Source organism: Paenibacillus germinis, from assembly GCF_013141785.1.
GTDB classification, from domain to species: Bacteria; Bacillota; Bacilli; order Paenibacillales; family NBRC-103111; genus Paenibacillus_E; species Paenibacillus_E phytorum.
The window spans coordinates 1-24660 of the sequence record NZ_WHOC01000148.1 but is presented as its reverse complement, the minus strand read 5'-3'; the positions used below and the strand labels follow the sequence as shown (position 1 = coordinate 24660).

At 47.5% G+C, this 24660-nt stretch carries 19 protein-coding genes and 1 pseudogene; all 20 read left to right on the top strand.

Annotated elements, in window-relative coordinates; translation table 11 throughout:
• The first annotated feature begins 6 nt into the window (after nucleotides 1-6).
• The 20 genes and pseudogenes from GC102_RS27160 (at nucleotide 7) to GC102_RS27065 (ending at nucleotide 24550) form a co-directional block, all read left to right on the top strand.
• Nucleotides 7-993, top strand: coding sequence for an alpha-ketoacid dehydrogenase subunit beta (locus GC102_RS27160; protein ID WP_171692307.1), 987 nt, complete (start codon nucleotides 7-9; stop codon nucleotides 991-993).
• A 21-nt stretch (nucleotides 994-1014) separates the two neighbouring features.
• Nucleotides 1015-2295 carry a dihydrolipoamide acetyltransferase family protein gene (locus GC102_RS27155; RefSeq protein ID WP_171692306.1) on the top strand — a complete coding sequence of 427 codons (1281 nt, stop codon included), beginning with the start codon at nucleotides 1015-1017 and terminating at the stop codon, nucleotides 2293-2295.
• 32 nt (nucleotides 2296-2327) lie between these two features.
• Nucleotides 2328-3107, top strand: coding sequence for an enoyl-CoA hydratase (locus tag GC102_RS27150; protein ID WP_171692305.1), 780 nt, complete (start codon nucleotides 2328-2330; stop codon nucleotides 3105-3107).
• A 27-nt stretch (nucleotides 3108-3134) separates the two neighbouring features.
• Nucleotides 3135-3902 carry an electron transfer flavoprotein subunit beta/FixA family protein gene (locus tag GC102_RS27145; RefSeq protein WP_171692304.1) on the top strand — a complete coding sequence of 256 codons (768 nt, stop codon included), beginning with the start codon at nucleotides 3135-3137 and terminating at the stop codon, nucleotides 3900-3902.
• 12 nt (nucleotides 3903-3914) lie between these two features.
• Nucleotides 3915-4895, top strand: a complete 981-nt coding sequence (locus GC102_RS27140; protein WP_171692303.1) for an electron transfer flavoprotein subunit alpha/FixB family protein — start codon at nucleotides 3915-3917, stop codon at nucleotides 4893-4895.
• Nucleotides 4896-4906: 11 nt separating this feature from the next.
• Nucleotides 4907-6940 (top strand): heterodisulfide reductase-related iron-sulfur binding cluster, encoded by a 2034-nt coding sequence (locus GC102_RS27135; RefSeq protein ID WP_171692302.1) that lies wholly within the window; start codon nucleotides 4907-4909, stop codon nucleotides 6938-6940.
• Nucleotides 6941-6966: 26 nt separating this feature from the next.
• Nucleotides 6967-8148: an acetyl-CoA C-acetyltransferase gene (mmgA, locus tag GC102_RS27130; protein WP_171692329.1), complete on the top strand. Its 1182-nt coding sequence runs from the start codon at nucleotides 6967-6969 to the stop codon at nucleotides 8146-8148.
• A 51-nt stretch (nucleotides 8149-8199) separates the two neighbouring features.
• Nucleotides 8200-9051, top strand: coding sequence for a 3-hydroxybutyryl-CoA dehydrogenase (locus tag GC102_RS27125; protein ID WP_171692301.1), 852 nt, complete (start codon nucleotides 8200-8202; stop codon nucleotides 9049-9051).
• 15 nt (nucleotides 9052-9066) lie between these two features.
• A complete protein-coding gene (locus GC102_RS27120) occupies nucleotides 9067-10209 on the top strand; it encodes an acyl-CoA dehydrogenase (RefSeq protein WP_171692300.1) in 1143 nt (380 codons plus the stop codon).
• 30 nt (nucleotides 10210-10239) lie between these two features.
• Complete coding sequence (gene mmgD / locus GC102_RS27115; RefSeq protein WP_171692299.1) at nucleotides 10240-11349, top strand: citrate synthase; 1110 nt, start codon at nucleotides 10240-10242, stop codon at nucleotides 11347-11349.
• 34 nt (nucleotides 11350-11383) lie between these two features.
• The gene (locus GC102_RS27110) at nucleotides 11384-12835 is read left to right on the top strand and encodes a bifunctional 2-methylcitrate dehydratase/aconitate hydratase (protein WP_171692298.1); all 1452 of its coding nucleotides are present in this window, start codon (nucleotides 11384-11386) and stop codon (nucleotides 12833-12835) included.
• A gap of 33 nt (nucleotides 12836-12868) precedes the next feature.
• Nucleotides 12869-13774, top strand: a complete 906-nt coding sequence (gene prpB / locus GC102_RS27105) for a methylisocitrate lyase (RefSeq protein WP_171692297.1) — start codon at nucleotides 12869-12871, stop codon at nucleotides 13772-13774.
• Between the two features lie 38 nt (nucleotides 13775-13812).
• Nucleotides 13813-14955, top strand: coding sequence for an acyl-CoA dehydrogenase (locus tag GC102_RS27100; RefSeq protein WP_171692296.1), 1143 nt, complete (start codon nucleotides 13813-13815; stop codon nucleotides 14953-14955).
• 30 nt (nucleotides 14956-14985) lie between these two features.
• Complete coding sequence (gene icmF, locus GC102_RS27095; RefSeq protein ID WP_171692295.1) at nucleotides 14986-18255, top strand: fused isobutyryl-CoA mutase/GTPase IcmF; 3270 nt, start codon at nucleotides 14986-14988, stop codon at nucleotides 18253-18255.
• Nucleotides 18256-18806: 551 nt separating this feature from the next.
• Nucleotides 18807-19664, top strand: coding sequence for a MurR/RpiR family transcriptional regulator (locus tag GC102_RS27090; protein ID WP_171692294.1), 858 nt, complete (start codon nucleotides 18807-18809; stop codon nucleotides 19662-19664).
• Between the two features lie 42 nt (nucleotides 19665-19706).
• Nucleotides 19707-20570, top strand: coding sequence for a GNAT family N-acetyltransferase (locus GC102_RS27085; RefSeq protein WP_246321149.1), 864 nt, complete (start codon nucleotides 19707-19709; stop codon nucleotides 20568-20570).
• 21 nt (nucleotides 20571-20591) lie between these two features.
• The gene (gene menC, locus GC102_RS27080) at nucleotides 20592-21701 is read left to right on the top strand and encodes an o-succinylbenzoate synthase (protein ID WP_171692293.1); all 1110 of its coding nucleotides are present in this window, start codon (nucleotides 20592-20594) and stop codon (nucleotides 21699-21701) included.
• Between the two features lie 685 nt (nucleotides 21702-22386).
• On the top strand, nucleotides 22387-23511 hold the full coding sequence (locus GC102_RS27075) for a dipeptidase (protein ID WP_171692292.1): 1125 nt from the start codon (nucleotides 22387-22389) through the stop codon (nucleotides 23509-23511).
• A gap of 97 nt (nucleotides 23512-23608) precedes the next feature.
• Nucleotides 23609-23811: pseudogene (locus tag GC102_RS27070) on the top strand (o-succinylbenzoate synthase); the annotation flags it as partial.
• 148 nt (nucleotides 23812-23959) lie between these two features.
• Nucleotides 23960-24550 carry an S-methyl thiohydantoin desulfurase domain-containing protein gene (locus GC102_RS27065; protein WP_171692291.1) on the top strand — a complete coding sequence of 197 codons (591 nt, stop codon included), beginning with the start codon at nucleotides 23960-23962 and terminating at the stop codon, nucleotides 24548-24550.
• The last annotated feature ends 110 nt before the right edge of the window (nucleotides 24551-24660 follow it).

The following is a 24660-nucleotide window of genomic DNA, read 5'->3' as shown; positions in this document are numbered from 1 at the left end:
TAAACAATGACAGTCATTTCGTATATTGAGGCGGTTAATTTGGCACTTCGTGAGGAGATGGCTCGCGATCCTAAAGTGTTCGTTTTAGGAGAAGATGTAGGCTTAAAGGGAGGCGTATTTAAAGCTACACAAGGGCTTTATGAACAGTTCGGGGAAGAGCGGGTGCTCGATACTCCCCTTGCTGAATCGGCGATTGTCGGGGTTGCGGTCGGAGTTTCGGCATATGGGTTCAGGCCTGTGGCTGAGATGCAATTTGCCGATTTTATAATGCCCGCTGTCAATCAGATTGTAAGTGAAGCAGCAAAAATGAGGTATCGTTCGAATGGGGATTGGAACTGCCCCTTGGTAATCCGGGCTCCTTATGGGGGCGGCATTCACGGTGGACCTTATCATTCGCAATGCGTGGAAGCCATGTTTTGCAATATTCCGGGCTTAAAGGTCGTTGCCCCATCGACTCCTTACGACGTTAAAGGATTGCTAAAATCAGCGATCCGCGATGAAGATCCGGTTCTGTTTTTCGAACACAAGCGCTGCTATCGTTTGATTAAAGGAGAAGTGCCGAACACGGATTATGTTGTCCCGATCGGTAAGGCGGATGTCAAGCGCGAAGGCAAACATATTACGGTGATCACGTATGGACTAACCTTGCATTTCGCTCTGCAAGCTGCCGAAAAGTTAGCGAAAGAAGACGGGTACAGCGCCCATATTTTGGATTTGCGCACGCTGTATCCGATGGATAAGGAATCAATTGTCGAGGCCGCCCGTAAGACTGGGAAAGTGCTCATTGTTCATGAGGACAATAAAGAGGGAGGTCTTGGGGGCGAAATTTCCGCCGTAATCGCAGAGGAAATCTTGTTTGAGCTTGATGCACCAATCAAACGCCTTTGCGGACCCGATGTCCCTGCTACGCCTTATAATGGCATCATGGAAAAGTTCTTTATGCTAAATCAAGACAAAGTATACGATGCGATGAAGGAATTAGCCCAAAGTTAATCATAGAACGAGGAGATAACCATGGCTGAAAAAGTGATCATGCCCCAGCTTGGAGAAAGCGTCACAGAAGGTACTGTTTCCAAGTGGCTGGTAGAGACTGGTAATCAAGTGAAGAAGTATGACCCTATCTGCGAGGTAACAACAGATAAAGTCGTAGCCGAAGTACCTTCTACGTTCGCGGGTACGATTTCGGAGATTGTGGTCCAAGAAGGCGAAACAGTTCCTGTTGGAGCTTTGATTTGCTCCATTGTCTTAGAAGATACGGCAGCTTCAACGCCGGTTCACCATGCTCCGGCTGCGGCCGCCGCCGTTTCGATCTCGGAAGGAGCCAAACAGCGGTTGTCGCCTGCCGTGTTCAAGTTGGCGCAAGAGCACAATGTGGATTTGTCTATGCTCCAAGGAACGGGAGCTGGTGGTCGGATTACCCGCATCGACATTTTGGAGCTTGTGGAAGGAAAGAGGCAAGTAGTGGCAACGGCTGTTCAAGAGTCGGAAGCTTCTGTTCTTAAGGCAGCCACTTCGAATGAAATCGTCTCGGAAGCTGCGAAACCGTTTGCACCGAAAAGTGTCTCCACTACTGCTGATATTTCGGTCAATCAAGTGGATCGGGTTATTCCCTTGACTGCTGTCCGCAGAACCATCGCGAATCGGATGGTGCAAAGCAAGCATGACACGCCTCACGCTTGGCTCTCGGTTCCCTGTGATGTTACCCATCTGGTTCGTTTCCGCAACCGGGTCAAAGATGATTTTAAGAAAAAAGAAGGATTAGCGCTTACCTATATGCCATTCTTTATCAAGGCTGTCGTAGAGGCGCTCAAAGAATTTCCGTTGTTGAACTCACAGTGGGCAGACGACAGCATTATCGTGAAAAAAGCGATTCACATCTCGATTGCCGTGGCAACGGAGGACTCGCTCTTCGTTCCAGTCATCAAAGATGCCGACCAGAAAAGCATTCTGGGTCTGGCGAAAGCGGTTGATGACTTAGCCAAGAATAGTAGGGAAGGCAAGCTTACTATGGAAGAGATGTCAGGCGGAACATTTACAATCACGAACACCGGTTCTTTTGGCTCAGTGCTCTCTGCCCCTATCATTAACCAGCCTCAAACAGCTATTTTAAGTGTCGAGTCCATCGTCAAACAACCCGTTGTGATTGATAATCAGATGATTGCGATTCGAGATATGATGAATATCTGCCTCTCCTTGGATCACCGGGTGTTAGACGGTCTTGTATGTGGACGTTTCCTGCAAAGGCTGAAGCAAAAGATCGAAAGCTTGGGCCCAGAGGATATCAATCTTTATTGAAGATACATAAATGAGGTTAGGAGAGAATCGGGATGGAATTCCAAAAGGTGAAGGTAGCCGTCAGAAAGCGAATTGCAACGATCACTGTTGCCAATCCACCGGCGAATGCATTAAACCGCCAAACCCTGGAAGAGTTGAGTAAGGTGATCGAGAGGGTAGCGGGGGATGACAACATTCAGGTCATCATCCTGACGGGGGAAGGGAAATTTTTTATAGCAGGTGCCGAAATTAAAGAGTTTACAACTATCGAGTATTCACAACAGGGAGAAGAACTGTCGAAATATGGGCAGAATCTCTTTACAAAAATCGAGCAGCTCTCGAAACCGGTTATTGCGATGATTAACGGAGCTTGTTTAGGCGGAGGGCTGGAGCTGGCCATGGCTTGCCATGTACGGGTTGCGGCATATTCTGCCAAAATCGGCCTGCCGGAATTGAATTTAGGATTGATTCCCGGTTACGGCGGAACGCAAAGGCTAGCCCGTTTGACCAATCGGGAGAAAGCAATCGAACTCATACTCTCAAGCGATATCATTGACGGAGAGGAAGCTCATCTTATTGGTTTGGTCTCCAAGGCTGTAGCTTTAGAGGAATTGGAAGCTACGGTTACTGCCTTGGCTGAGAAAATAACTGCAAAAAGCTTGCTCACGATTCGTGCCGCATTATCCGCGGTTGAGCGGGGATGTGTTGAAGGGCAAGAGAAGGGGCTGCAGCGGGAAGCGGAGCTATTTGGAAAGTTGTTCGAAAGTAAAGATACAAAGGAAGGCATTCAAGCCTTTCTTGAGAAAAGACGTCCTATATTCAAAGACCAGTAAGCGCAAAGGGATAAGGAGGTAAATGGAATGAACATTGTTGTGATCTTGAAGCAAACGCTGGATACGGAGGAAAAAATAACGATTAGCAATGGACTCGTACAGAGCGAGGGATTAAACCATATTATTAATCCTTATGACGAATATGCAGTTGAGGAAGGTCTTCAATTGAAAGAGAAGTTTGGCGGGGAAGTGACCGTTATTACTCTAGGTCCATCCGGGGCTGAAAGTGCCGTCCGAACGGCGTTGGCCATGGGAGCGGACAAAGGGATTCTGGTTGATGATGAATCCCTGTCGGGAGATGAGCATACGATTTCCAAAGTGATTTCTTCGATCATCAAACATGTATCGTTTGACATTGTATTAGCAGGGAATACGTCTGTGGATAATGGAGCCGGGCAAGTCGGTATTCGTTTGGCCGAGGAATTAGGGATTCCCCACATCTCCTCCGTTACGAAATTAACCGTTGAAGGCCACTTGGCAACCGTGGTTCGGGATGTGGAAGGAGATACCGAAATCATCGAGACGTCGCTACCTGTCCTCATTACGGCACAGCAAGGATTGAATGAACCCCGATATCCGTCTCTTCCGGGCATCATGAAAGCTAAGAAAAAGCCAATCGAAAAAGTAAATGCGAATCAGCTTGGTCTGCATCCGGATGATATGAAAGCTAAGACGACAATTATCGATCAATTTTTACCGAAACCCAAGGATGCAGGACGGATCTTGGCAGGCAACCTACAGGATCAGGCAAAAGAGCTGGTCAAACTGCTTCATCAAGAAGCCAAGGTAATCTAAGGGGGAGAATAGATGAGTAAAAAGATTCTTGTCTTTGCTGAGACTCGCGAAGGAAATGTAAGAAAGGTATCGTATGAATGTTTATCCGCTGCTCATCGGATAGCGGAAGGCGGAGAGATTGTTGCGGCTGTTTTTGACAGTAATCCCTCGCAGCAGGTGACTTCATTGGCTCAATATGGAGCTAGTCAAGTGTATGTCGTATCCAACAATCAATTGGATCCATATACAGCAGAAGCCTATACACAGGCTTTTACTCAATTGCTGAGCGCAGTCCAACCTGATGTTATCTTGATTGGACATACAGCATTGGGGAAGGATTTGGCTCCACGTGTCGCTGCCAGATTAGGATTAGGTCTGGTATCCGATGTTACGGATATATCGGTGGATGATGGTGAAGTTGTTTTCACCCGTCCCATTTATGCTGGAAAGGCGTTCCAAAAGAAAAAGTCAGTTGAAAATACGATTCTAGCGACCATCCGTCCGAATAATATACCCATGCAAGAAGCGGATGTTCATCGTATGGCCAACCAAGTTGATTTTGCAGCAGATATTAGAGATTTAAAAACCACGATCAAGGAAATTGTTCGAAAGGCTGCGAATGGCGTTGACCTGGCCGAAGCTAAGGTTGTCGTATCCGGGGGAAGAGGCGTGAAAAGCGCGGAAGGCTTTGATCCATTGCGAGAGCTGGCCGAAGTATTGGGTGGTGCAGTAGGTGCATCCCGCGGAGCGTGCGATGCCGAGTACTGCGATTATTCTCTACAAATTGGCCAAACCGGCAAAGTGGTGACCCCGGATCTTTATATCGCTTGCGGCATTTCCGGGGCCATCCAGCATGTAGCCGGAATGTCAAACGCGAAAGTGATTGTGGCGATCAACAAGGATCCGGAAGCACCGATCTTTAAAATAGCCGACTATGGAATTGTCGGTGATCTATTCGAAGTCATTCCCCTCTTAACGGAAGAGTTCAAAAATATGTTAAATACTAAGGATTAGAGGGATGAGGTATGCTGTCTCTACTTCACTTTTTGGCATTCATGGCGGTAACCGGGTATGCCCTTTTTGTATTTTGCAGCATCGTTTATAGCCGGGTGACCTTTATTCGACTCGGCAAAAAGGCGGATTTGCAGAAAGACCTCGGTACCCGGATAAATGAATTCGTGGTTCAAGTATTTGGACAAAAGAAGCTCCTGAAGGATTCCAAAAGCGGCGTGATGCATATCGTCATGTTCTATGGATTTCTTATTTTGCAAATGGGTGCTTTGGAATTGATTCTCAAAGGATTTGTTAAAGGCTTTGAACTCCCTCTCGGGAATGCTCATCCTTATTTCAGTGTATCGCAAGAAATCACTACGTTCCTCGTATTATTGGCGGTGATCTATGCGTTCTATCGCCGCTTTATTGAAAAATTGCCGAGGCTTAAGCGCGGTCTGAAATCCGGTCTGGTCATTATATTCTTGACCGTATTGATGGTGTCGATTTTCCTGACGCTTACCTTCGAGCATATTTGGCTGGGTGGGGCGGGAAGCGTCTATACGCCTTTTTCCTCGGTGATTGCCGGGCTATTCGCAGGGATGAGCGCAAATAATGCCGGAATTTGGTTCTATGTATGCTGGTGGGTTCATCTGCTGACCCTCCTATCCTTTTTGGTATATGTTCCGCAATCCAAGCATGCTCACATATTGTTTGCGCCGGTGAATATTTTACTAAGAGACACAAAGCCGGCGGGAAAATTAACATCCATCGACCTTGATGATGAAACTCAGGAAACTTATGGCGTTGGAAAAATCGAAGATTTTCGGCAAAATCAATTAATCGATTTGTATGCCTGTGTGGAATGCGGGAGATGCACCCAAATGTGTCCAGCTTCCGGGACAGGCAAGACCTTATCTCCTATGGATTTGATTGTTAAAATGCGCGATCACTTGACGGAAAAAGGGTCTGTGATCACGTCGAGTACACCATGGGTGCCGAGTCTCGCATTCTCTCCTTCTTTGCGATCGGAGCTGGCGGCTACCGTAGAAACGTATGCGACCAATTTGATCGGCGATGTCATTACGGAAGAAGAGTTATGGGCCTGTACCACATGCCGCAACTGCGAAGATCAATGTCCGGTAGCCAACGAACACGTGGATAAAATTGTCGACATGCGCCGTTATCTCGTGTTGACAGAAGGAAAGATGCCGCATGAGGCGAGCCGCTATTTCCAAAATATCGATCGGCAAAGCAACCCGTGGGGGATCAACCGCAAAGAGCGGAACAAATGGCGTGAAGGACGGAACGATATTTACGCACCCACCGTGGATGAGGAACCTGATTTTGAATATTTGTTTTTCGTCGGCTCGATGGGATCCTTTGATATCCGCAGCCAGAAAATCGCCCAATCCTTTGCCAAAATCATGAACACAGCCGGTGTGAAGTTTGCCATCCTGGGCAATGAAGAGAGGAATTCCGGGGAAACCGCACGCCGCATAGGCAATGAATTTCTATTTCAACAGCTATGCAAGGAAAATATCGCAAACTTTCAGGATAATCATGTCAAAAAGATTGTGACGATTTGCCCGCATACGTATAACACATTTAAGAACGAATACCCTGAATTCGGACTAGAAGCGGAAGTGTACCATCATACCGAGCTCGTCTGGAAGCTGATTCGGGAAGGCAGCATCAAGCCGACCAAGGAGGTCAAGGAAGCGATCGCTTATCACGACTCTTGCTATATTGGGCGGTACAACGATATTTATGATATTCCGAGACAAATCCTAAATAGTATCCCTGGCGTACAAGTGCTGGAGATGGAGCGCAACCGTGAGGACTCGATGTGCTGCGGAGCCGGAGGCGGCATGATGTGGATGGAAGAAACCCAAGGGAAGCGAGTGAATATGGAACGTACCGAACAGGCGCTTACCCTAAGCCCAACAACCATTGGAAGCAATTGTCCTTATTGCTTGACGATGATGAGCGACGGCACAAAAGCTAAAGAAGTGGAAAACCAAGTTAAAACGTTGGATATTGCCGAAATCGTCGAAAGATCACTATAACTGTTTATGGGAGGACGGGATCAATGATGTCGAAAACAGTCATTGTTAGTGCCGCAAGAACCCCTTTCGGAAAATTTGGAGGTTCCTTGAAACAATTGCAAGCCGTCGATTTGGGCGGAATGGCGATTCACGAAGCAGTTGTTCGTGCTGGTGTTGATGGGGATCAGGTAGATGAAGTCATTATGGGAATGGTCGTTCAAGCTGGCGCCGGACAAATCCCCTCCCGCCAAGCGGCGCGCTTGGGGGGCCTGCCTTGGGAAGTAAGCACGGAGACGATCAATAAGGTGTGCGGATCCGGTTTACGTGCGGTTACGCTGGCTGATCAAATCATCCGTGCCGGGGATGCGGACATTATCGTTGCGGGCGGAATGGAAAGTATGAGCAATGCCCCCTATGCGATGCCGAGCGGCCGATGGGGTTGGCGAATGGGCGATGCGGTCTTGAAGGATCTCATGGTTCATGACGGATTAACTTGTGCCTTCCAGCAAGTCCATATGGCGGTTCATGGCAGCACGGTTGCGGCGGAATACGAGATTTCCCGTACGGATCAAGATACTTGGGCTATCCGCAGCCATCAGAGAGCGGTTCAGGCGATAGCGGAAGGGAAATTCAAGGATGAAATCGTACCGGTCATGATCCCGCAAAGAAAAGGGGATCCCATCATCGTAGAGACGGATGAAGCCCCCCGGAAGGATACGACTTTAGAAGTTCTAACCCGATTGGCTCCGATTTTTGTCAAAGATGGAACTGTTACAGCAGGGAATGCTCCGGGTGTGAACGACGGGGCAGGAGCCTTCGTGTTGATGTCGGAACAAAAGGCAAGAGAATTGGGGAAACAACCGCTCGCTACCATCATTGGGCATGCCACCGTTGGGCTGGAAGCCCCTTATCTTGCCACTTCTCCGGGCTTCGCCATCCAAAAGGTATTAAAGAAAACCGGGGTATCCTTACAAGATATTGCATTGTTCGAAGTCAATGAAGCATTTGCGTCGGTCACGTTGACCAGCGGAAAACTAGTCGGTTGGGATCCGGAAAAGGTGAATGTCAATGGCGGCGCCATTGCTTTAGGCCATCCGATCGGCGCCAGTGGCGCGCGTATTTTGATGACCCTCATTTACGAGCTGCGCCGCCGTGGCGGGGGATTAGGCGTTGCCGCCATATGCAGTGGAGCTGCACAAGGAGATGCGATACTGGTTCAAGTAGACTAGGAAACGGAATGTATCCTTGAAATGAATAGGGGAAATGAGGGAGAGCAAAGCATGACCATTCAAAAGCTAATGGTGATCGGAGCGGGACAAATGGGCAGTGGGATTGCTCAGGTAGCTGCAACGGCCGGCCTGCAAGTCATTGTACATGATATCAAAGCGGAGTTTGTGGAAAAAGGTTTCAACTCCATCAAGAAAAATCTTTCTCGCGATGTGGAAAAGGGTCGAAAACGCCAAGAAGAAATGGATGAGATTGTCAGTCGTATCACGTTATCGACGGATTTGACTGACGCCAAAGACGTGGATGTTGTTGTGGAAGCAGTCATTGAGAATATGCAAATCAAATCGGACATATTTCGAAAACTGGATGAAATCAGCCCTCCACATGCGATTTTGGCCAGCAATACCTCCTCATTGCCAATTACTGAAATCGCCTCTGTCACGAAACGTCCGGACAAAGTGATTGGCATACACTTTATGAATCCGGTGCCGGTCATGAAGCTGATTGAGGTCATCCGCGGATTGGCCACATCTTATGAAACGTATGCCATCGTAGAAGACTTGGCGAAAAGAATGGGCAAGACGGCGGTCGAAGTCCATGACTTTCCCGGTTTCGTAGCCAATCGGATTTTGCTGCCGATGATCAATGAGGCGATTTATTGTGTCTATGAAGGCGTAGCTACACCTGAAGCGGTGGATGAAATCATGAAATTGGGGATGAATCACCCGATGGGTCCATTAACGCTGGCGGATTTTATCGGTTTGGACACATGCCTTTCGATTATGGAAGTTTTACATGAAGGATTGGGCGATTCCAAATATCGCCCATGCCCGCTGCTGCGCAAATATGTCAAAGCAGGCTGGTTGGGAAGGAAATCCGGACGCGGCTTTTATAGCTATCCATAAAGGGTGGAGAGAACGATGAATTTTCTATTATCTGAAGAGCATCAAATGATGCAAAACATGGTACGCGAGTTTGCTTTAAACGAATGCGGGCCTACTGCAGCACAACGTGACGAGGATGAATCCTTTGATATGGAAATATGGCATAAGATGGCGAAGCTTGGCTTGTGTGGGATTCCTTGGCCAGAAAAGTACGGCGGCGCAGGGGCCGATTATTTGGGCTATGTGATCGCAGTCGAAGAGCTTTCCCGCGTCGATGCTTCCATCGGGGTGACCCTCTCCGTCAACACGTCGTTAGCCGGATGGTCGGTGTATAAGTTTGGTACGGAGACGCAAAAGCAAAAATATCTACGGGCCATGGCGGAAGGGAAAAGCATGGGGGCTTATTGCCTGACGGAACCGGGATCCGGATCCGATGCCGTCGGCATGAAGACAGCGGCTGTTACGGTAGGGGATGAATGGGTCCTGAACGGTTCCAAGATTTTTGTTACGAACGGGGGCTATGCCGACATTTATGTCGTGTTCGCTCAGACAAATCCGGAGCTGAAGCATAAAGGCATTGCTGCGTTTATTGTGGAAAAAAGCTTCCCTGGCTTCTCCATAGGAAAGAAGGAGAAAAAGCTCGGAATTCGTTCTTCCGCCACGACAGAAGTCATTCTTACTGATTGCCGTGTTCCGAAGGAAAACTTGTTAGGGCAAGTGGGCGAAGGATTTAAAATTGCGATGGTGGCGATTGACGGAGGCCGTAACGGGATTGCAGCACAAGCCCTGGGAATTGCTCAAGGAGCCTTGGACCATGCGGCACGTTATGCGAAGGAACGCGTTCAGTTTGGCAAACCGATTAGCAAGCTGCAAGCTATTCAATTCAAAATAGCGGATATGGCAACGAAAATCGAAGCTGCCCGATTATTGACGTATCAAGCCGCATGGCGCGAGGATCAAGGGATTCCCTATAGTTTGCAATCCGCTATGTCCAAATTGTTTGCATCCGATACCGCCATGGACGTGACGATTGAAGCCGTTCAGGTTTTCGGCGGCTATGGATATACCCGCGAATATCCTGTGGAACGGTATATGCGTGACGCCAAGATTACGCAAATTTATGAAGGAACGAATGAGATTCAGCGTTTGGTCATTTCCGAATATTTGTTAAAGTGCTAAAACGTTAATTCATTGAGGGAGTTGGATCAAATGAGCGAATTATATTATCCCGGTCTTGAAAATGTTATCGCGAGCGAGACCCGGATTTCATTTCTGGATGTCGACAACGAAGAAATTGTGCTGCGTGGCTATGACCTGATTGAATTAGCACATAAAGTGACTTACCTCGATATCGTCTTCTTGCTGTTGAACGGCAATTTGCCCAACGAAGAGCAATACAAGGGGCTTGAACAAGATTTGAAGAGAGAAGCCGGTTTGCCGAAAGAAACGATTCAGTTGCTCAGGCTGCTCCCGAAAAACACACACTTGATGGATGTGCTGCGAACTGGAATTTCGGCATTGGCTGGAGAGGAAACAGAGATCGACGACCGGTCTTGGGCAGCAAATTACCGGAAGTCGATTCGCTTGCTGGCCAAAGTCCCGCAAATCGTCGCCGACAGCTTCCGCGCTGTAAACAACCAGGACCCCATTGAGCCTCGTCAAGACCTTTCGTACAGTGCTAACTTCATGTATATGATTACAGGGCAAGTGCCTACGGAAACGGAAGCAAAAATATTCGATCAATCTCTTATCGTCTACAGCGAACATGAAATGCCGAACTCGACTTTTACAGCTCGTGTCATCGCTTCTACACAAGCGGATATCATCGGCGCTTTGACAGGTGCTGTTGCTTCCCTTAAAGGAACGCTGCACGGCGGCGCAAACGAAGCCGTTATGCATATGCTCTTGGAAGCTGGAGCTGTAGATAAAATGGAGCCTCTTATTCTCGGAAAGCTGTCGCGCAAAGAGCGCATTATGGGTTTCGGGCACAGGGTTTACATGAAAAAACCGGATCCACGCGCCCTTCTCATGAAAGAGGCTCTTCAACCGTTGGCCACTGCAAAAGGCCAGGAGCATTTGTATCAAATGTGTCTGATCGGAGAAGAAGTCATGTACCGGGAAAAAGGACTGCATCCTAATCTGGATTATTATGCGGCCCCGGTGTATTACTTGCTCGGTATTCCGATCGATCTTTTCACGCCTGTCTTCTTGGCGGCACGTACAATTGGCGTATGCGCACATGTGATCGAGCAGCATGAGAACAATCGCCTTTTCCGTCCGCGGGTTCTGTACAGCGGACCACGCAATTTGCATCCTTAATACCTATAATAAACCAAGGAATGGTGGGAGATACATGAGCTCGATCATTGGTGATCATGGAAATATGGTGGAGAAAGCGGATAGGCTGCTGGTAGATATCGCCCAATATTCGCTTTCGCATGAGATCAAAAGCAAAGAGGCCTATCGAATCGCTCGTCATGTCGTCATGGATTCACTCGGAACGGCTATGCTGGCGTTGCGCTTCCCGGAATGCACGAAGCACTTGGGGCCTATTGTTCCTGGCGTTAGCGTGACGAATGGCACGCGCGTGCCGGGAACGCAATTTGAACTCGATCCGGTACACGGGGCATTCAACATCGGCACGATGATTCGTTGGCTCGATTTCAACGATACTTGGCTTGCGGCTGAGTGGGGACATCCTTCCGACAATCTGGGCGGCATTTTGGCAGTGGCCGATTATGTAAGTCGTAATCGGGTGGCCGAAGGAAAGGTGCCGCTGAAGATGCGCGACGTGCTAACAGCTGCAATTAAAGCTCACGAAATTCAAGGGGTTCTGGCCATGGAAAACAGCTTGAACCGTGTCGGACTGGACCATGTGTTATTCGTGAAAGTGGCTTCAACAGCCGTCGTTACTGCATTGTTAGGCGGTGGCCCGGAAGAGGTTACCAACGCCCTCTCCAATGCGTGGCTGGATGGAGGCAGCTTGCGTACCTACAGACATGCACCGAATACGGGCTCGCGGAAGTCTTGGGCTGCCGGTGATGCGACGAGCCGTGCCGTACGACTCGGCTTGATGGCCATGAAAGGCGAAATGGGCTACGCTACCGGACTTTCCGCGAAGCTTTGGGGATTCCAGGACGTGTTGTTTAATGGCCAAGAGTTAAAGCTTGCCCGTCCGCTTGATTGTTATGTGATGGAGAACGTGCTGTTCAAAATTACTTTCCCGGCAGAGTTCCACGCGCAGACGGCAGTGGAGTGCGCCTTCGAGCTGCATGAGCTGGTGAAAGACCGCATCGATGACATCGGCCAAATTACACTGACTACACACGAGTCTGCCATCCGGATTATCGACAAGAAGGGGGCTCTCCACAATCCCGCCGACAGGGATCATTGTCTTCAATACATGGTAGCTATCGGACTGTTATTCGGAGATTTGACGGCCGAGCATTATGAAGATGAGGTTGCAAAAAATCCGAGAATCGACGCTCTCCGCAACAAAATGGTTGTCGTGGAAGACGAACGATTTAGCAGGGACTATCTCGATCCGGAGAAACGCTCCATTGCCAACGCGGTTCAGATTCATTTTAAAGACGGTACGGAAACGGCTAAAATCGAATGCGAATTCCCGATCGGACATCGCAGGCGCCGTGAAGAAGGAATTCCGAAAATCGCAGAAAAATTCCAATCCAGCTTATTGACCCGTTTCCCAAGAAAGAAAGTGGAGCAAATTGTCGAGCTTTCCTTGGATCAGCAGCGTTTTGAAGAAACGAGCGTGCAAGATTATATGGGCTTGTTCGTCATTTGACTTTTACTCAAGGGTAAGAATGGGGGAACTTCAATGGCTTGGTTAATTGAGAAAGAGCCTGAACAGAAACAGTTGGCTGAACAATTTTTGCGAATGATCCAGGCAGCGCCTATTGTGAAAATTCCGGGAACTCATGATGCTATGGCGGCCAGAATCGCCACGCAATTCGATTTCAAGGCCATTTATTTGTCTGGAGCGGCGTATACAGCCAGCCGGGGGTTGCCGGATCTTGGATTGGTCTATTCCAATGAAGTGGCAGACCGCGCCCGGGATCTTGTTCGGGCTTCGGGCCTTCCCTTGCTGGTTGATATTGATACTGGCTTCGGAGGCGTTCTGAACGTAGCTCGGACAGCAAAAGAAATGTTGGAGGCTAAGGTGGCTGCCGTTCAGATCGAAGATCAGGAAATGCCGAAGAAATGCGGGCACTTAAACGGGAAGAAGCTTATCTCCGCAGAGGAGATGATGCAGAAGATCAAGATAATCAAAGAAATCGCACCTTCTCTCGTCGTCATTGCCCGAACGGACGCCAAGGATGTAGAAGGGATGGAGGCTGCAATCGAAAGAGCCAAAAAATACGTGTCGGCGGGGGCTGATGCTATTTTTCCGGAAGCGTTGGAGAACGAGGAAATCTTCAAATCATTTCGTGCAGCAGTCGATGTTCCGCTGTTAGCCAATATGACCGAATTCGGGAAAACCCCTTATTATACGGCTGAGCAATTCCAAAGCTGGGGATTTAACATGATCATTTATCCGGTGACTTCACTTCGGGTTGCGGCTAAAGCTTATGAGCGGGTGTTTGCGGAGATCAGTCAGACTGGATCACAAGTGCAAAGCTTAGAGCAGATGCAGACGCGCAAGGAACTATACGAAACGATCAGATATTTCGATTACGAAAGTCTGGACGGTAAAATGGCCAAGACCATTCTTCAGGATGATTGATAAGCAGGCAAGTAGCCATCCATAAAGGGGAGAGAACGATGAATTTTCTATTATCTGAAGAGCATCAAATGATGCAAAACATGGTACGTGAGTTTGCTTTAAACGAATGCGAGCCTACTGCAGCACAGCGCGATGAGGATGAATCCTTTGATATAGGAATTTGGCGCAAGATGGCGGAGCTTGGCTTGTGTGGGATTCCCTGGCCCGAAGAGTACGGTGGCGCAGGGGCCGATTATTTGGGTTATGTGATCGCAGTCGAAGAGCTTTCCCGCGTCGATGCTTCCATCGGGGTGACTCTTTCCGCCCACACGTCATTAGCCGGATGGCCGGTGTACAAGTTTGGTACGGAGGTGCAAAAGCAAACCTATTTGCGGGCCATGGCGGAAGGAAGAAGCATGGGGGCCTATTGTCTGACGGAACCGGGATCTGGATCCGATGCCGTGGGCATGAAGACAACGGCTGATCTAGATGGGGATGAATGGGTCCTGAACGGTTCCAAAGTTTTCATCACGAACGGGGGCTATGCCGACATTTATATCGTGTTCGCTCAGACTAATTCGGAGCTGAAGCATAAAGGCATTGCCGCGTTTATTGTGGAAAAAAGCTTTCCTGGCTTCTCCGTAGGGAAAAAGGAAAAAAAGCTTGGCATTCGTTCTTCTGCCACGACAGAAGTCATTTTTACCGATTGCCGTGTTCCGAAGGAAAACTTGCTCGGTCAAGTGGGCGAAGGATTCAAAATAGCGATGGCGACGCTCGACGGAGGCCGCAATGGGATTGCTGCACAAGCGCTGGGGATTGCTCAAGGAGCCTTGGATCATGCGGTACGTTATGCGAAGGAACGCGTTCAGTTTGGCAAACCAATTAGCAAGCTGCAAGCGATTCAATTCAAAATAGCGGATATGGCAACGAAAATCGAAGCTGCCCGATTATTGACGTACCAAGCCGCATGGCGCGAGGATAAAGGAATCCCATATGGTTTGCAATCCGCCATGTCCAAATTGTTTGCATCCGATACCGCCATGGACGTAACGGTTGAAGCTGTTCAGGTTTTCGGCGGCTATGGATATTCCCGCGAATATCCTGTGGAACGGTATATGCGCGATGCCAAGATTACGCAAATTTACGAAGGAACGAATGAAATTCAGCGTTTGGTCATTTCCGGATATTTGTTAAAGGACTAAAAAACATGTTGGAAAAAGGTGGGATAAACGTTGGAAACGCAGGTGTATCGCCCGACCAATAATGTGCGTTTTGTTACGGCAGCAGCCTTATACGATGGCCATGATGCCTCCATTAACATCATGAGACGCATACTTCAGGCTTCCGGCGTGGAAGTCATTCACTTGGGACATAACCGGTCTGTACATGAGGTCGTGAATGCGGCGATTCAAGAAGATGTACAGGGCATCGCCATCAGCTCGTATCAGGGCGGTCATGTCGAGTATTTGAAATACATGCATGATTTGTTTCAGCAAGAGGGAGCCGGTCACATCAAGATCTTTGCTGGTGGTGGCGGGGTGATTGTCGCTTCCGAGATCAAGGAATTGTGCGCATACGGCATTGCCAAAGTTTTCTCTCCTGATGATGGACGCGAGCTTGGATTGCAAGGCATGATCAACCATATGATTCGGGAATGCGACTTTCCGACACCGAAGCAGTTGGAGAAAGAGCTGGCATGTTTACTGAACAAAAACTGGGGCGCTATTGCGAAATTGATTACTTTTGCGGAAGAACAGGCGGATAAGAAAGGGGTGGATGCTTCCGCTGCCTTGAAGCAATTGCAATCTGAAGCGCCCACCATCCCTGTATTGGGCATCACAGGAACAGGCGGAGCTGGTAAGAGCTCATTGACCGACGAATTGGTGCGGCGTTATATCGAGCAATTCCCGAATCGTTCCATCGCCATTATTTCCATAGACCCTTCCAAGATGAAGACAGGGGGAGCATTGCTGGGGGATCGGATCCGGATGAATGCGATTCATCATTCGCGCGTATATATGCGCAGTATGGCAACACGGGGATCCAAGTCTGAATTAAGTTACGCCACCAAGGAAGCCATCGATGTTGTAAAAGCGGCCGGTTATGATTTTGTCGTGATTGAAACCAGCGGGATCGGACAAGGAGACTCCGGCATCGTTGATCTTTGCGATGTGGCGATGTATGTGATGACAAGTGAATTTGGAGCTGCGACTCAGCTGGAAAAAATCGATATGATCGACTTTGCGGATGTGATCGTCATTAATAAGTTTGAACGCAGGGGATCCGAAGATGCTTTGCGCGACGTGCGCAAGCAATATAAGCGCAGCCATCAGTTGTTTGAAGTTCCCGACGAGGAGCTGCCGGTATTCGGGACGATTGCGAGCCAATTTAACGACCAGGGAACCAACGTGTTGTTCGCCAATCTGATGAAGATCGTGGAAAAGAAAACCGGCGGCACCTGGCCTACCCATTATGATGATAAGGTTCAGAAAGTGACGAAGAAAAACCTGATTATCTCGCCTGAGCGAACCGGATACTTGGGCGAGATCGTGCAAACGGTTCGGCAATATAAGAAGTTTACGGAAGAACAAGTTGCGATTGCCCGCAGGCTGTTCCAAATGAGGGGAACCAGAATGCTGTTGCAATCGGACAATGGGCAAATGATGTCTGAGGCGGAAACCCAGCAATTTACGGCTAAGCTTGACGAAATGCTCGCTTATTATGAAACCAAGCTCCATCCGGAATGCAAACAGTTGTTGGAAGAGTGGTCAAATATCCGCGAAGCCTATCAACAGGATCAGTTGGTCACCAAAGTTCGCGATAAGGAAATTTTCACCAAATTGTATACCGAATCGCTGTCCGGGAATAAGATTCCGCGGGTCAGTCTGCCGAAATTTGAGGACTCCGGTGAAATCATACGCTGGCTGATGAAGGAAAACTTGCCTGGTTATTTTCCTTATACGGCGGGCGTATTCCCGTTCAAGCGCACGAATGAAGATCCGAAGCGCCAGTTTGCCGGAGAGGGAACGCCGGATCGCACGAACCGCCGCTTCCATTACCTGTGCCAAAATGATGAAGCCAAGCGTTTGTCTACAGCCTTTGACAGTGTCACCTTGTATGGGCAAGACCCTGATTACCGTCCCGACATTTATGGGAAAATCGGCAACAGCGGTGTGAGCATATGCACATTGGATGACATGAAGAAGCTGTATGAAGGTTTTGACCTATGCCATCCTTCCACAAGTGTGTCCATGACCATCAATGGACCGGCACCGATGATCTTGGCGATGTTTATGAATACCGCCATTCATCAGCAGGTCGAAAAATTCGTCGAGAGAAGCAGAAGGCAACCAAGTCAAGAAGAATACGAGAGCATCAAAGCGTATACGCTGCAAACAGTTCGCGGCACGGTTCAAGCGGATATCCTCAAAGAGGACCAAGGGCAAAACACTTGCATTTTCTCTACCGAATTTGCGCTAAAAGTGATGGGGGATATCCAGCAGTATTTCATTGATCAGAAGGTGCGCAACTACTATTCCGTCAGTATCAGCGGCTATCATATCGCCGAAGCGGGAGCCAATCCCATTTCCCAATTAGCCTTTACACTGTCGAACGGCTTTACCTATGTCGAATATTATTTAAGCCGTGGCATGAATATAGATGATTTTGCTCCAAACTTGTCTTTTTTCTTTAGCAACGGTTTGGATCCGGAATATACCGTCATGGGGCGTGTGGCGCGTCGGATTTGGTCTACCGTCATCAAAAATAAATACGGCGGAAACGAACGAAGCCAAAAGCTGAAGTACCACATTCAAACATCCGGCCGCTCCCTGCATGCTCAAGAGATGGACTTCAATGATATCCGCACAACGTTGCAAGCGTTGATTGCGATTTATGACAACTGCAACTCCTTGCATACGAACGCTTATGATGAAGCTGTCACGACGCCGACGGAGAACTCCGTGCGCCGTGCTATGGCCATTCAAATGATCATTAATAAGGAGTTAGGTCTCGCAAAGAACGAAAATCCGCTGCAAGGTTCCTTTATTGTGGATGAGCTAACGGACCTCGTGGAAGAATCCGTTTTGGTTGAATTCCAACGCATTCACGATCGAGGCGGGGTGCTGGGAGCGATGGAAACCCAATATCAAAGAGGGAAAATTCAAGAGGAATCCCTCTATTATGAACATAAGAAGCATTCCGGAGAGCTGCCTATTATTGGCGTGAACACGTTCATTAATCCGAATGCAGGTGAGACAGCGGTTGAAATTGAGCTAGCACGTTCGACGGAAGAAGAAAAGCGAACCCAGATCGATAATCTTCAAGCTTTCTGGTCGAAGCATGAAGTACAAGGCCGTATCGCACTCGAACGACTGAAACAGGTTGCCCTTCAAGATGGCAACATTTTCGAAGAACTGATGGAAGCGGTTAAAGTAAATTCCCTTGGACAGATTACCACCGCTTTATATGAAGTAGGGGGACAATATCGCCGAAATATGTAGGTTTCATTAATCATATAATGGAGCTTAGTATGCAAAATATTCAGCACTATATGTTTCAGAGGGCGAACAGCCCTCTTTTTTCTATGTCTTCAACGATTCGACCATTGGCACGATTAGTTTTGGCTTCTATGTCAGCCGCTGTGAAATTCAATTTTGATGGAACAGTTCAACTGGATAGTTATTATCCAAGTGTTAATTTGGACTACATTCGCATCGTTCATTGTTTTGCCAGTCATTTTAAAGATGCTTAACAGAACCTTTATTCTTTTCCAAAAAGAAGCTTGTTTTTAGGTGATGGTTATGGTATATATGGATTAAATGATAAAATAACTTCATCAAATAGGAAAAATGAAGTTTAAACTTCATTGAAATCAAGGGAGGTGTTAATCATAAGTTCTCTAGTATCAAATAATTACTTGGATCAGCAGCGAGAGTATATTTTTCAAACCTATCCATCAGCAAGGTTCTTAGGCCTGAAAATATGGCGGATCGGTGCGAGACGCAGGTAGGGAAGCTGCCCGAGCATAAACTTTAACTTACAGGAGTTGTCAATGGAGAACATGTCGTTTGAACAATTGGTCAAAGAAAGGTTTAACGAATTATCACCGGGTCAGAAGAAAGTAGCTGAGTACTTGGTTCAACAACCAGAGGAAGCTGTATTTAGCAAAGCTGCACAGATCGGGCGTAAAGTGGAAGTAAGCGAGACAACTGTCATTCGTTTATCGTATGCGCTCGGTTTTAGCGGCTTCACAGATATGCAGGAAAAAATCCAACGACAATTATTTGTAAGCAATCATCAGTCTCCTATAGTATCCGACATAAACAGTTCGGTACACTTCGAACTGTCAGACAAAGAGATCAGTCCATACGCTGAGGTTATTGAAAATGAGATCTTGTATTTCAGACAGATGATTGAGCAATTAAAGACAGAAGAAATGGATAAAGTGATTGACCGTTTGATCCACGCTGATCAAATCCTGATCGCCGGGTTTGGCGCTTCGTATGCAGCGGCCTATTGGTTTTCTTACACGCTTGGCATGCTTCGGGAAAACGTCACGGTTTGTCATCAGACGGGGGAATTTTATCAGAAGATATGCAACCTCACAGAGAAATCCGCGGTCGTTGTCCTGTCTTTCCCGCGTTATAGCAAGGATGCCTTGCACGTCGCGGAATGCGCAAAGAAACTGGGCATCCCGTTGATTTCCGTGACTGATCGCATGCTTTCGCCGGTAGGGCGTATTTCAGATATCACGCTGACAACAAATGTCGAGTCCGACTCTATTGCCACCATCTTCAGTTTTCTATTTCTGATTATTGAGGGGATCAATCACAAAGACAAAGCGAGAATACAAAAACGACAGCAAAAATTGGAGCAATTGTACTCAAGCTATGAAGTTTTTATCGAATAACTCATTTCTTTTTTTGTCAAAATGTCAAGAAAGGGGATTGGCATGTTGGGGAATAGTAAGATGGAGCCGCACATTTATGTACGACTTTTACATTCCGTCGAGGAATTGACCTTGGTGCAGGAACTGGAGGGAATGGTCTGGGAAGCAGATCATCCCCTTCCGATTCATCAAACCATAACGGCAGTAAAAAATGGAGGAATAGTGCTCGGAGCCTATGACGAGGATAAGCTCGTCGGATTTCAGTACAGTTTTGCCGGGTTCGACGGAAAGAAAGCCTATCTATGCTCACACACGCTTGGCATACATACTGACTATCGAAAATGCGGGATTGGGGAGATGCTGAAACGTGCACAGCGAGAGGAAGCTATAAAAAAAGGCTATGACCTGATTACCTGGACGTATGACTCACTGGAAACTGTCAACGCGAATCTAAACATTAAGAAGCTAGGGGCCATATGCTCTCAATACATCGAGAACTGTTACGGAGAAATGCCGGATGCCCTCAATGCAGGAATTCCATCTGACCGGTTGCTCGCGGAGTGGTGGATTATTAGCGATCATGTCGCTGAAACCTTAGGACATAATGGCGGAGCACAGGTTACCATTACGGATTGCTCAACCGTAATTAAGGTGAACATCAATGATCAAGGATATCCTGTTCCGGTGGAGACGATTACAAGCTTGACTACCAAGGACGTAAGACTTCTTGTACCGGTTCCTGCTTTCTATCAAAATATCAAGGGGCACGATTTATCGTTGGCATTATCGTGGCGAATGGCCACACGTTCCGTGTTCACTCATTATTTTCAACAAGGATGGCAAGTGGTTGGTTTTATCAAGAATGAAGTTGCGGAGCACGAAAAAACTAGCAGCGTTCATTATTATTTGTTGGAAAAGAACAAGTAACGATAGGTGGAGGAATATGACATGGAGATCAAGCACATTGTACTGCGACATTTGAAAATGAAATTGTTGCAACCGTTTACAACGAGTTTAGGTACAGAACTCGATAAAGACTTTATACTGGTAGAGATCAAATCCAAACAAGGGATATCCGGCTGGGCAGAGTCCGTAGCCAGTATTAACCCTCTGTATAAAGAAGAAACAGTAAAAACGAACTGGCATGTGATGGAGGATTTTTTAATTCCGCTCTTGTTTCAGAAGGCAATCGAGCATCCGGATGAAGTGACGGAACGCTTTAAGCATATCCGGGGCAATTACATGGCCAAATCTGCCCTGGAAGGGGCGATGTGGGATCTATACGCCAAAGAACAGGGCATTCCACTTGCCAAAGCATTGGGAGGCATAAAAGAGAAAATCGATGTCGGTATAAGCATAGGAATTCAGGATTCCGTTGGGCAATTGCTGCGGTTGGTAGATGAAAACGTAACGAAAGGCTATAAACGGATCAAAGTGAAAATACAGCCAGGATGGGATGTCGACGTCATCCGAGAAATCAGAAGACATTTTCCGAATATTCAGTTAATGGCTGATGCCAATAGTGCCTATACGCTGCAGGACTTGGAACAATTGGCTGCTCTGGATGAGTTCAACTTGATGATGATTGAACAGCCGATTGCTCATGATGATATCATTGACCACGCAGTGCTGCAGGCGAGACTGAAAACACCTATCTGCTTGGATGAGAGTATTCATTCTGTAGACGATGTGCGAAAAGCGATGCAGCTGGGCAGCTGCAAGGTAATCAACATCAAAATCGGCAGAGTCGGGGGATTGACGGAAGCTAAAAAAATTCACGACTTGTGCGCAGAACATCAAATCCCCGTATGGTGCGGCGGCATGCTGGAGGCGGGAATTGGCAGAGCGCATAACATTGCGATCACTACATTGCCCAACTTCATAATGCCAGGGGATACGGCAGCTTCCTCACACTATTGGTCGGAGGATATCATTGATCCGGAGGTAACCGTGGAAAACGGCGTCATTACGGTGCCAACCGCGCCTGGAATCGGCTATGAACCCAATCGCGAACGGATTGCAGAGCGTACGTTGTACAGCAAATATTATCAGGCTTAAGAGGGACGAATAGCCAGTCGCTCATAGGCTACGAGGGAGGTATTTCCCAAGCAGAAGCGAAAGCCGCCTTTATGGAATTGCGAAAAGTATTTTGTGAGGAAGTTCCGGTTGTCCTGATGGGTAATTCTATTATTATTGACGCTACTTCGAAGAAGGTAAAAGGTTATTCATATTTTAACGCTCCGTTTTTCTGGAACACTTCCATCACCAAATAATATCAATCAATCGTTCTGCTTCATGTCGATATAAGAAATGAAGCAGAACGATCATAGGATATCCCTTCACCATTCAACTCCCTTCGGTCTGTTTCTTTCAAACCCGATGTCAACACGAACGGTGTTGCAATTTCATATTAGGTTGGATGTATAGCTTGAAGATGGCTGGTCTACTATCTTTGGTTATTTGGTCGATCCTAGAGGCATGCAACCGCTATTTTGAAAATGGAGTTGTCCCGCAGATATCCATCGTTTTTCCAATGGTACGTTTTGGTCAAATGCTCATCGTAATAGGAATCTAGGAAACAGTCGGTGATAATCTTAGATCTCCCCTAGAATCGATGGGTGTTTTCGATGTGGATATGTTAACTGTTAAGGCGAAAAATTATGCTGTTGACACCCTTGTCTGGGATGATATGATCCGAAACTTTTGACTGGGCAAGAGAATTAAACAAAAGGAGAGTTCTTAAATGAATGGTAGCGGTTTGGATCATAGTAATGGCAATGGTAACGTGAATGACAAGTCAATTCAGAGTGACAGAATAATAGTTGGTGGTGATCTGAGATCTCCCCTAGAAATGATTGACGCTTACGATGTGAACATGTTAACTGGTCAGGCGAAAAACTTGCTGCGTGACGCCCTTGTCTGGGATGCTCATGCTGGCTTTGGGCCTACAGTAGAAGTGGACCTGAATGAATTATCCCACTGGACAAACGCCAATGTCGACTTTCTTTCGATCAATGTCGGTTTTGATGTGATTCCATGGGAAGAAACAATTCGAAACCTGGCGGCATTTCGACACTGGCTGGAGCAACGACCGGATCGCTTCGTACTCGTAGAGCACACGGGGGATATTCTGCGTGCAAAGAGCGAGGGCAAACTGGCCATCGCCTTCGACCTCGAAGGCGCTTGTCCGCTCGGTGGCCAACTCTCTATGCTTTCGTTGTATCATCGGCTCGGCGTCCGCCAGATGCATTTCGTCTACAACCTCAACAATGAAGCCGCAGGTGGCTGCCATGATAACGATCAGGGGTTGACTGAATTCGGGCGTTCGCTACTGAAGGAAGCGAACCGACTTGGGATCCTTGTCGATCTCTCTCATTCTGGCTACCGCACCAGTATGGAAATCATGGAAAAGTCTATTGCCCCCGTTGTGTATTCTCATGCGAATCCGAAGGCTTTGTCTGATCACCCGAGGAATATAACGGACGAACAGATGCGTGCCTGTGCAGCCACAGGCGGTCTTGTCGCGGTAACCGGCATAGGTCAGTTTCTTGGTGATATTGAGGCATCGTCGGCAAGCTTCGTTCGCGCAATCGACATGACCGTAGAGCGAATCGGGGTCCAACACGTCGGAATTGGTCTTGACTATGATTTTGATTTGCAATCCGACGACTTTATCGCCAAATCCCCCAGGTTTTGGCCTTCCGAATTTTATTCCGGTAAATTTGCCAATCTCAGGCCGGATCAGCTACCAGAGGTTACTGAGTTGCTGCTTCGAAAGGGGTATACAGAAACGGACATCAGGGCCATCCTCGGCGGTAATTATCTGCGTGTTGCCGAGAAGGTATGGACATCAATGCAACCGATTTGACGCACATTGAGGTGTTTTTTTGTATAGCCAAGCAGGAGTTCGCCTTTGAATAGTTCATGTTCATTACTATGTGTTGGAAAAGAACAAGTAAAGATAGGTGGCGATCACTACATTGCCCAACTTCATTATGCCAGGGGATACGGCAGATTGCTCACACTATTGGTCGAAGGATTCATTGATCCGGAGGTAACTGTGGAAAACGGCGTCATTACGGTACCAACCACACCTGGGATCGGCTATGAACACAATCGCGAACGGATCGCGGAGCGTACGTTGTACAGCAAATGTTATCAAGCTTAAGAGGGACGAATAACTACCTCCCTCATAGTACTATGAGGGAGGTAGTTATTATGTGACGGACTTATAATAGGGAATTTGGCTCCATCAATGGCTGCTTTAGGAAAGCAGAAAATGATTATGAGAACCTATTATTGAGGGGGGAAAGAAAATGAAAACAAAATCTACAATTATTATTTTACTTGCTACAATTTCTGGTAATTTGGCTGGTGTCTGCGATCACCCAATAGAGGGAAGCCGTTTGAAACAATCCGTAATTCCGAATACATTAACACTAGCGGAAGGTGTTGGACGAGCAAGGAGAGTATGTTTAGAGGAGGTTCGCTCCCCGATCAGGAATATTGTATTGGCCGCTAACGGAAAGCTTCTGATCGAAGGTACCGTATTGGAAGCAACCTGGAAGGATGTAGGCGGGTTCATCGAAGGCACCGTTATTGTAGGTGAAATTGACCATCCTACTACTCCATTGACTTTATGGTTCCGAAATGAATTTATGATTGCCCGAAGAGGAGAGGAAATCATTTCGGTCATTCCAGAGCTGATTTCGGTGCTTGACCGTCATACTGGAATGCCGACCCTAAATCCTTCATGCCAAACAGGCACGGAAGTCGCCGTAATTACGTTACCGGCGCCTGCTTACTGGGAAAGTGAGAAGGGACTGTCCATCTTTGGCCCGACGTATATTGGTTTAGAGAATGACCTTTATATGGCTTTAAAGAAAAAACAGGATTCTTGGACATAGAGGAACTCCATTCAGGGTGAAAGGCGTGAGGGAACATGGACTTCCGAAAATACAAGACATTTCAGGTTGTTGCCGATTGTCTGAATTTAACAAAAGCTGCCGATCAACTA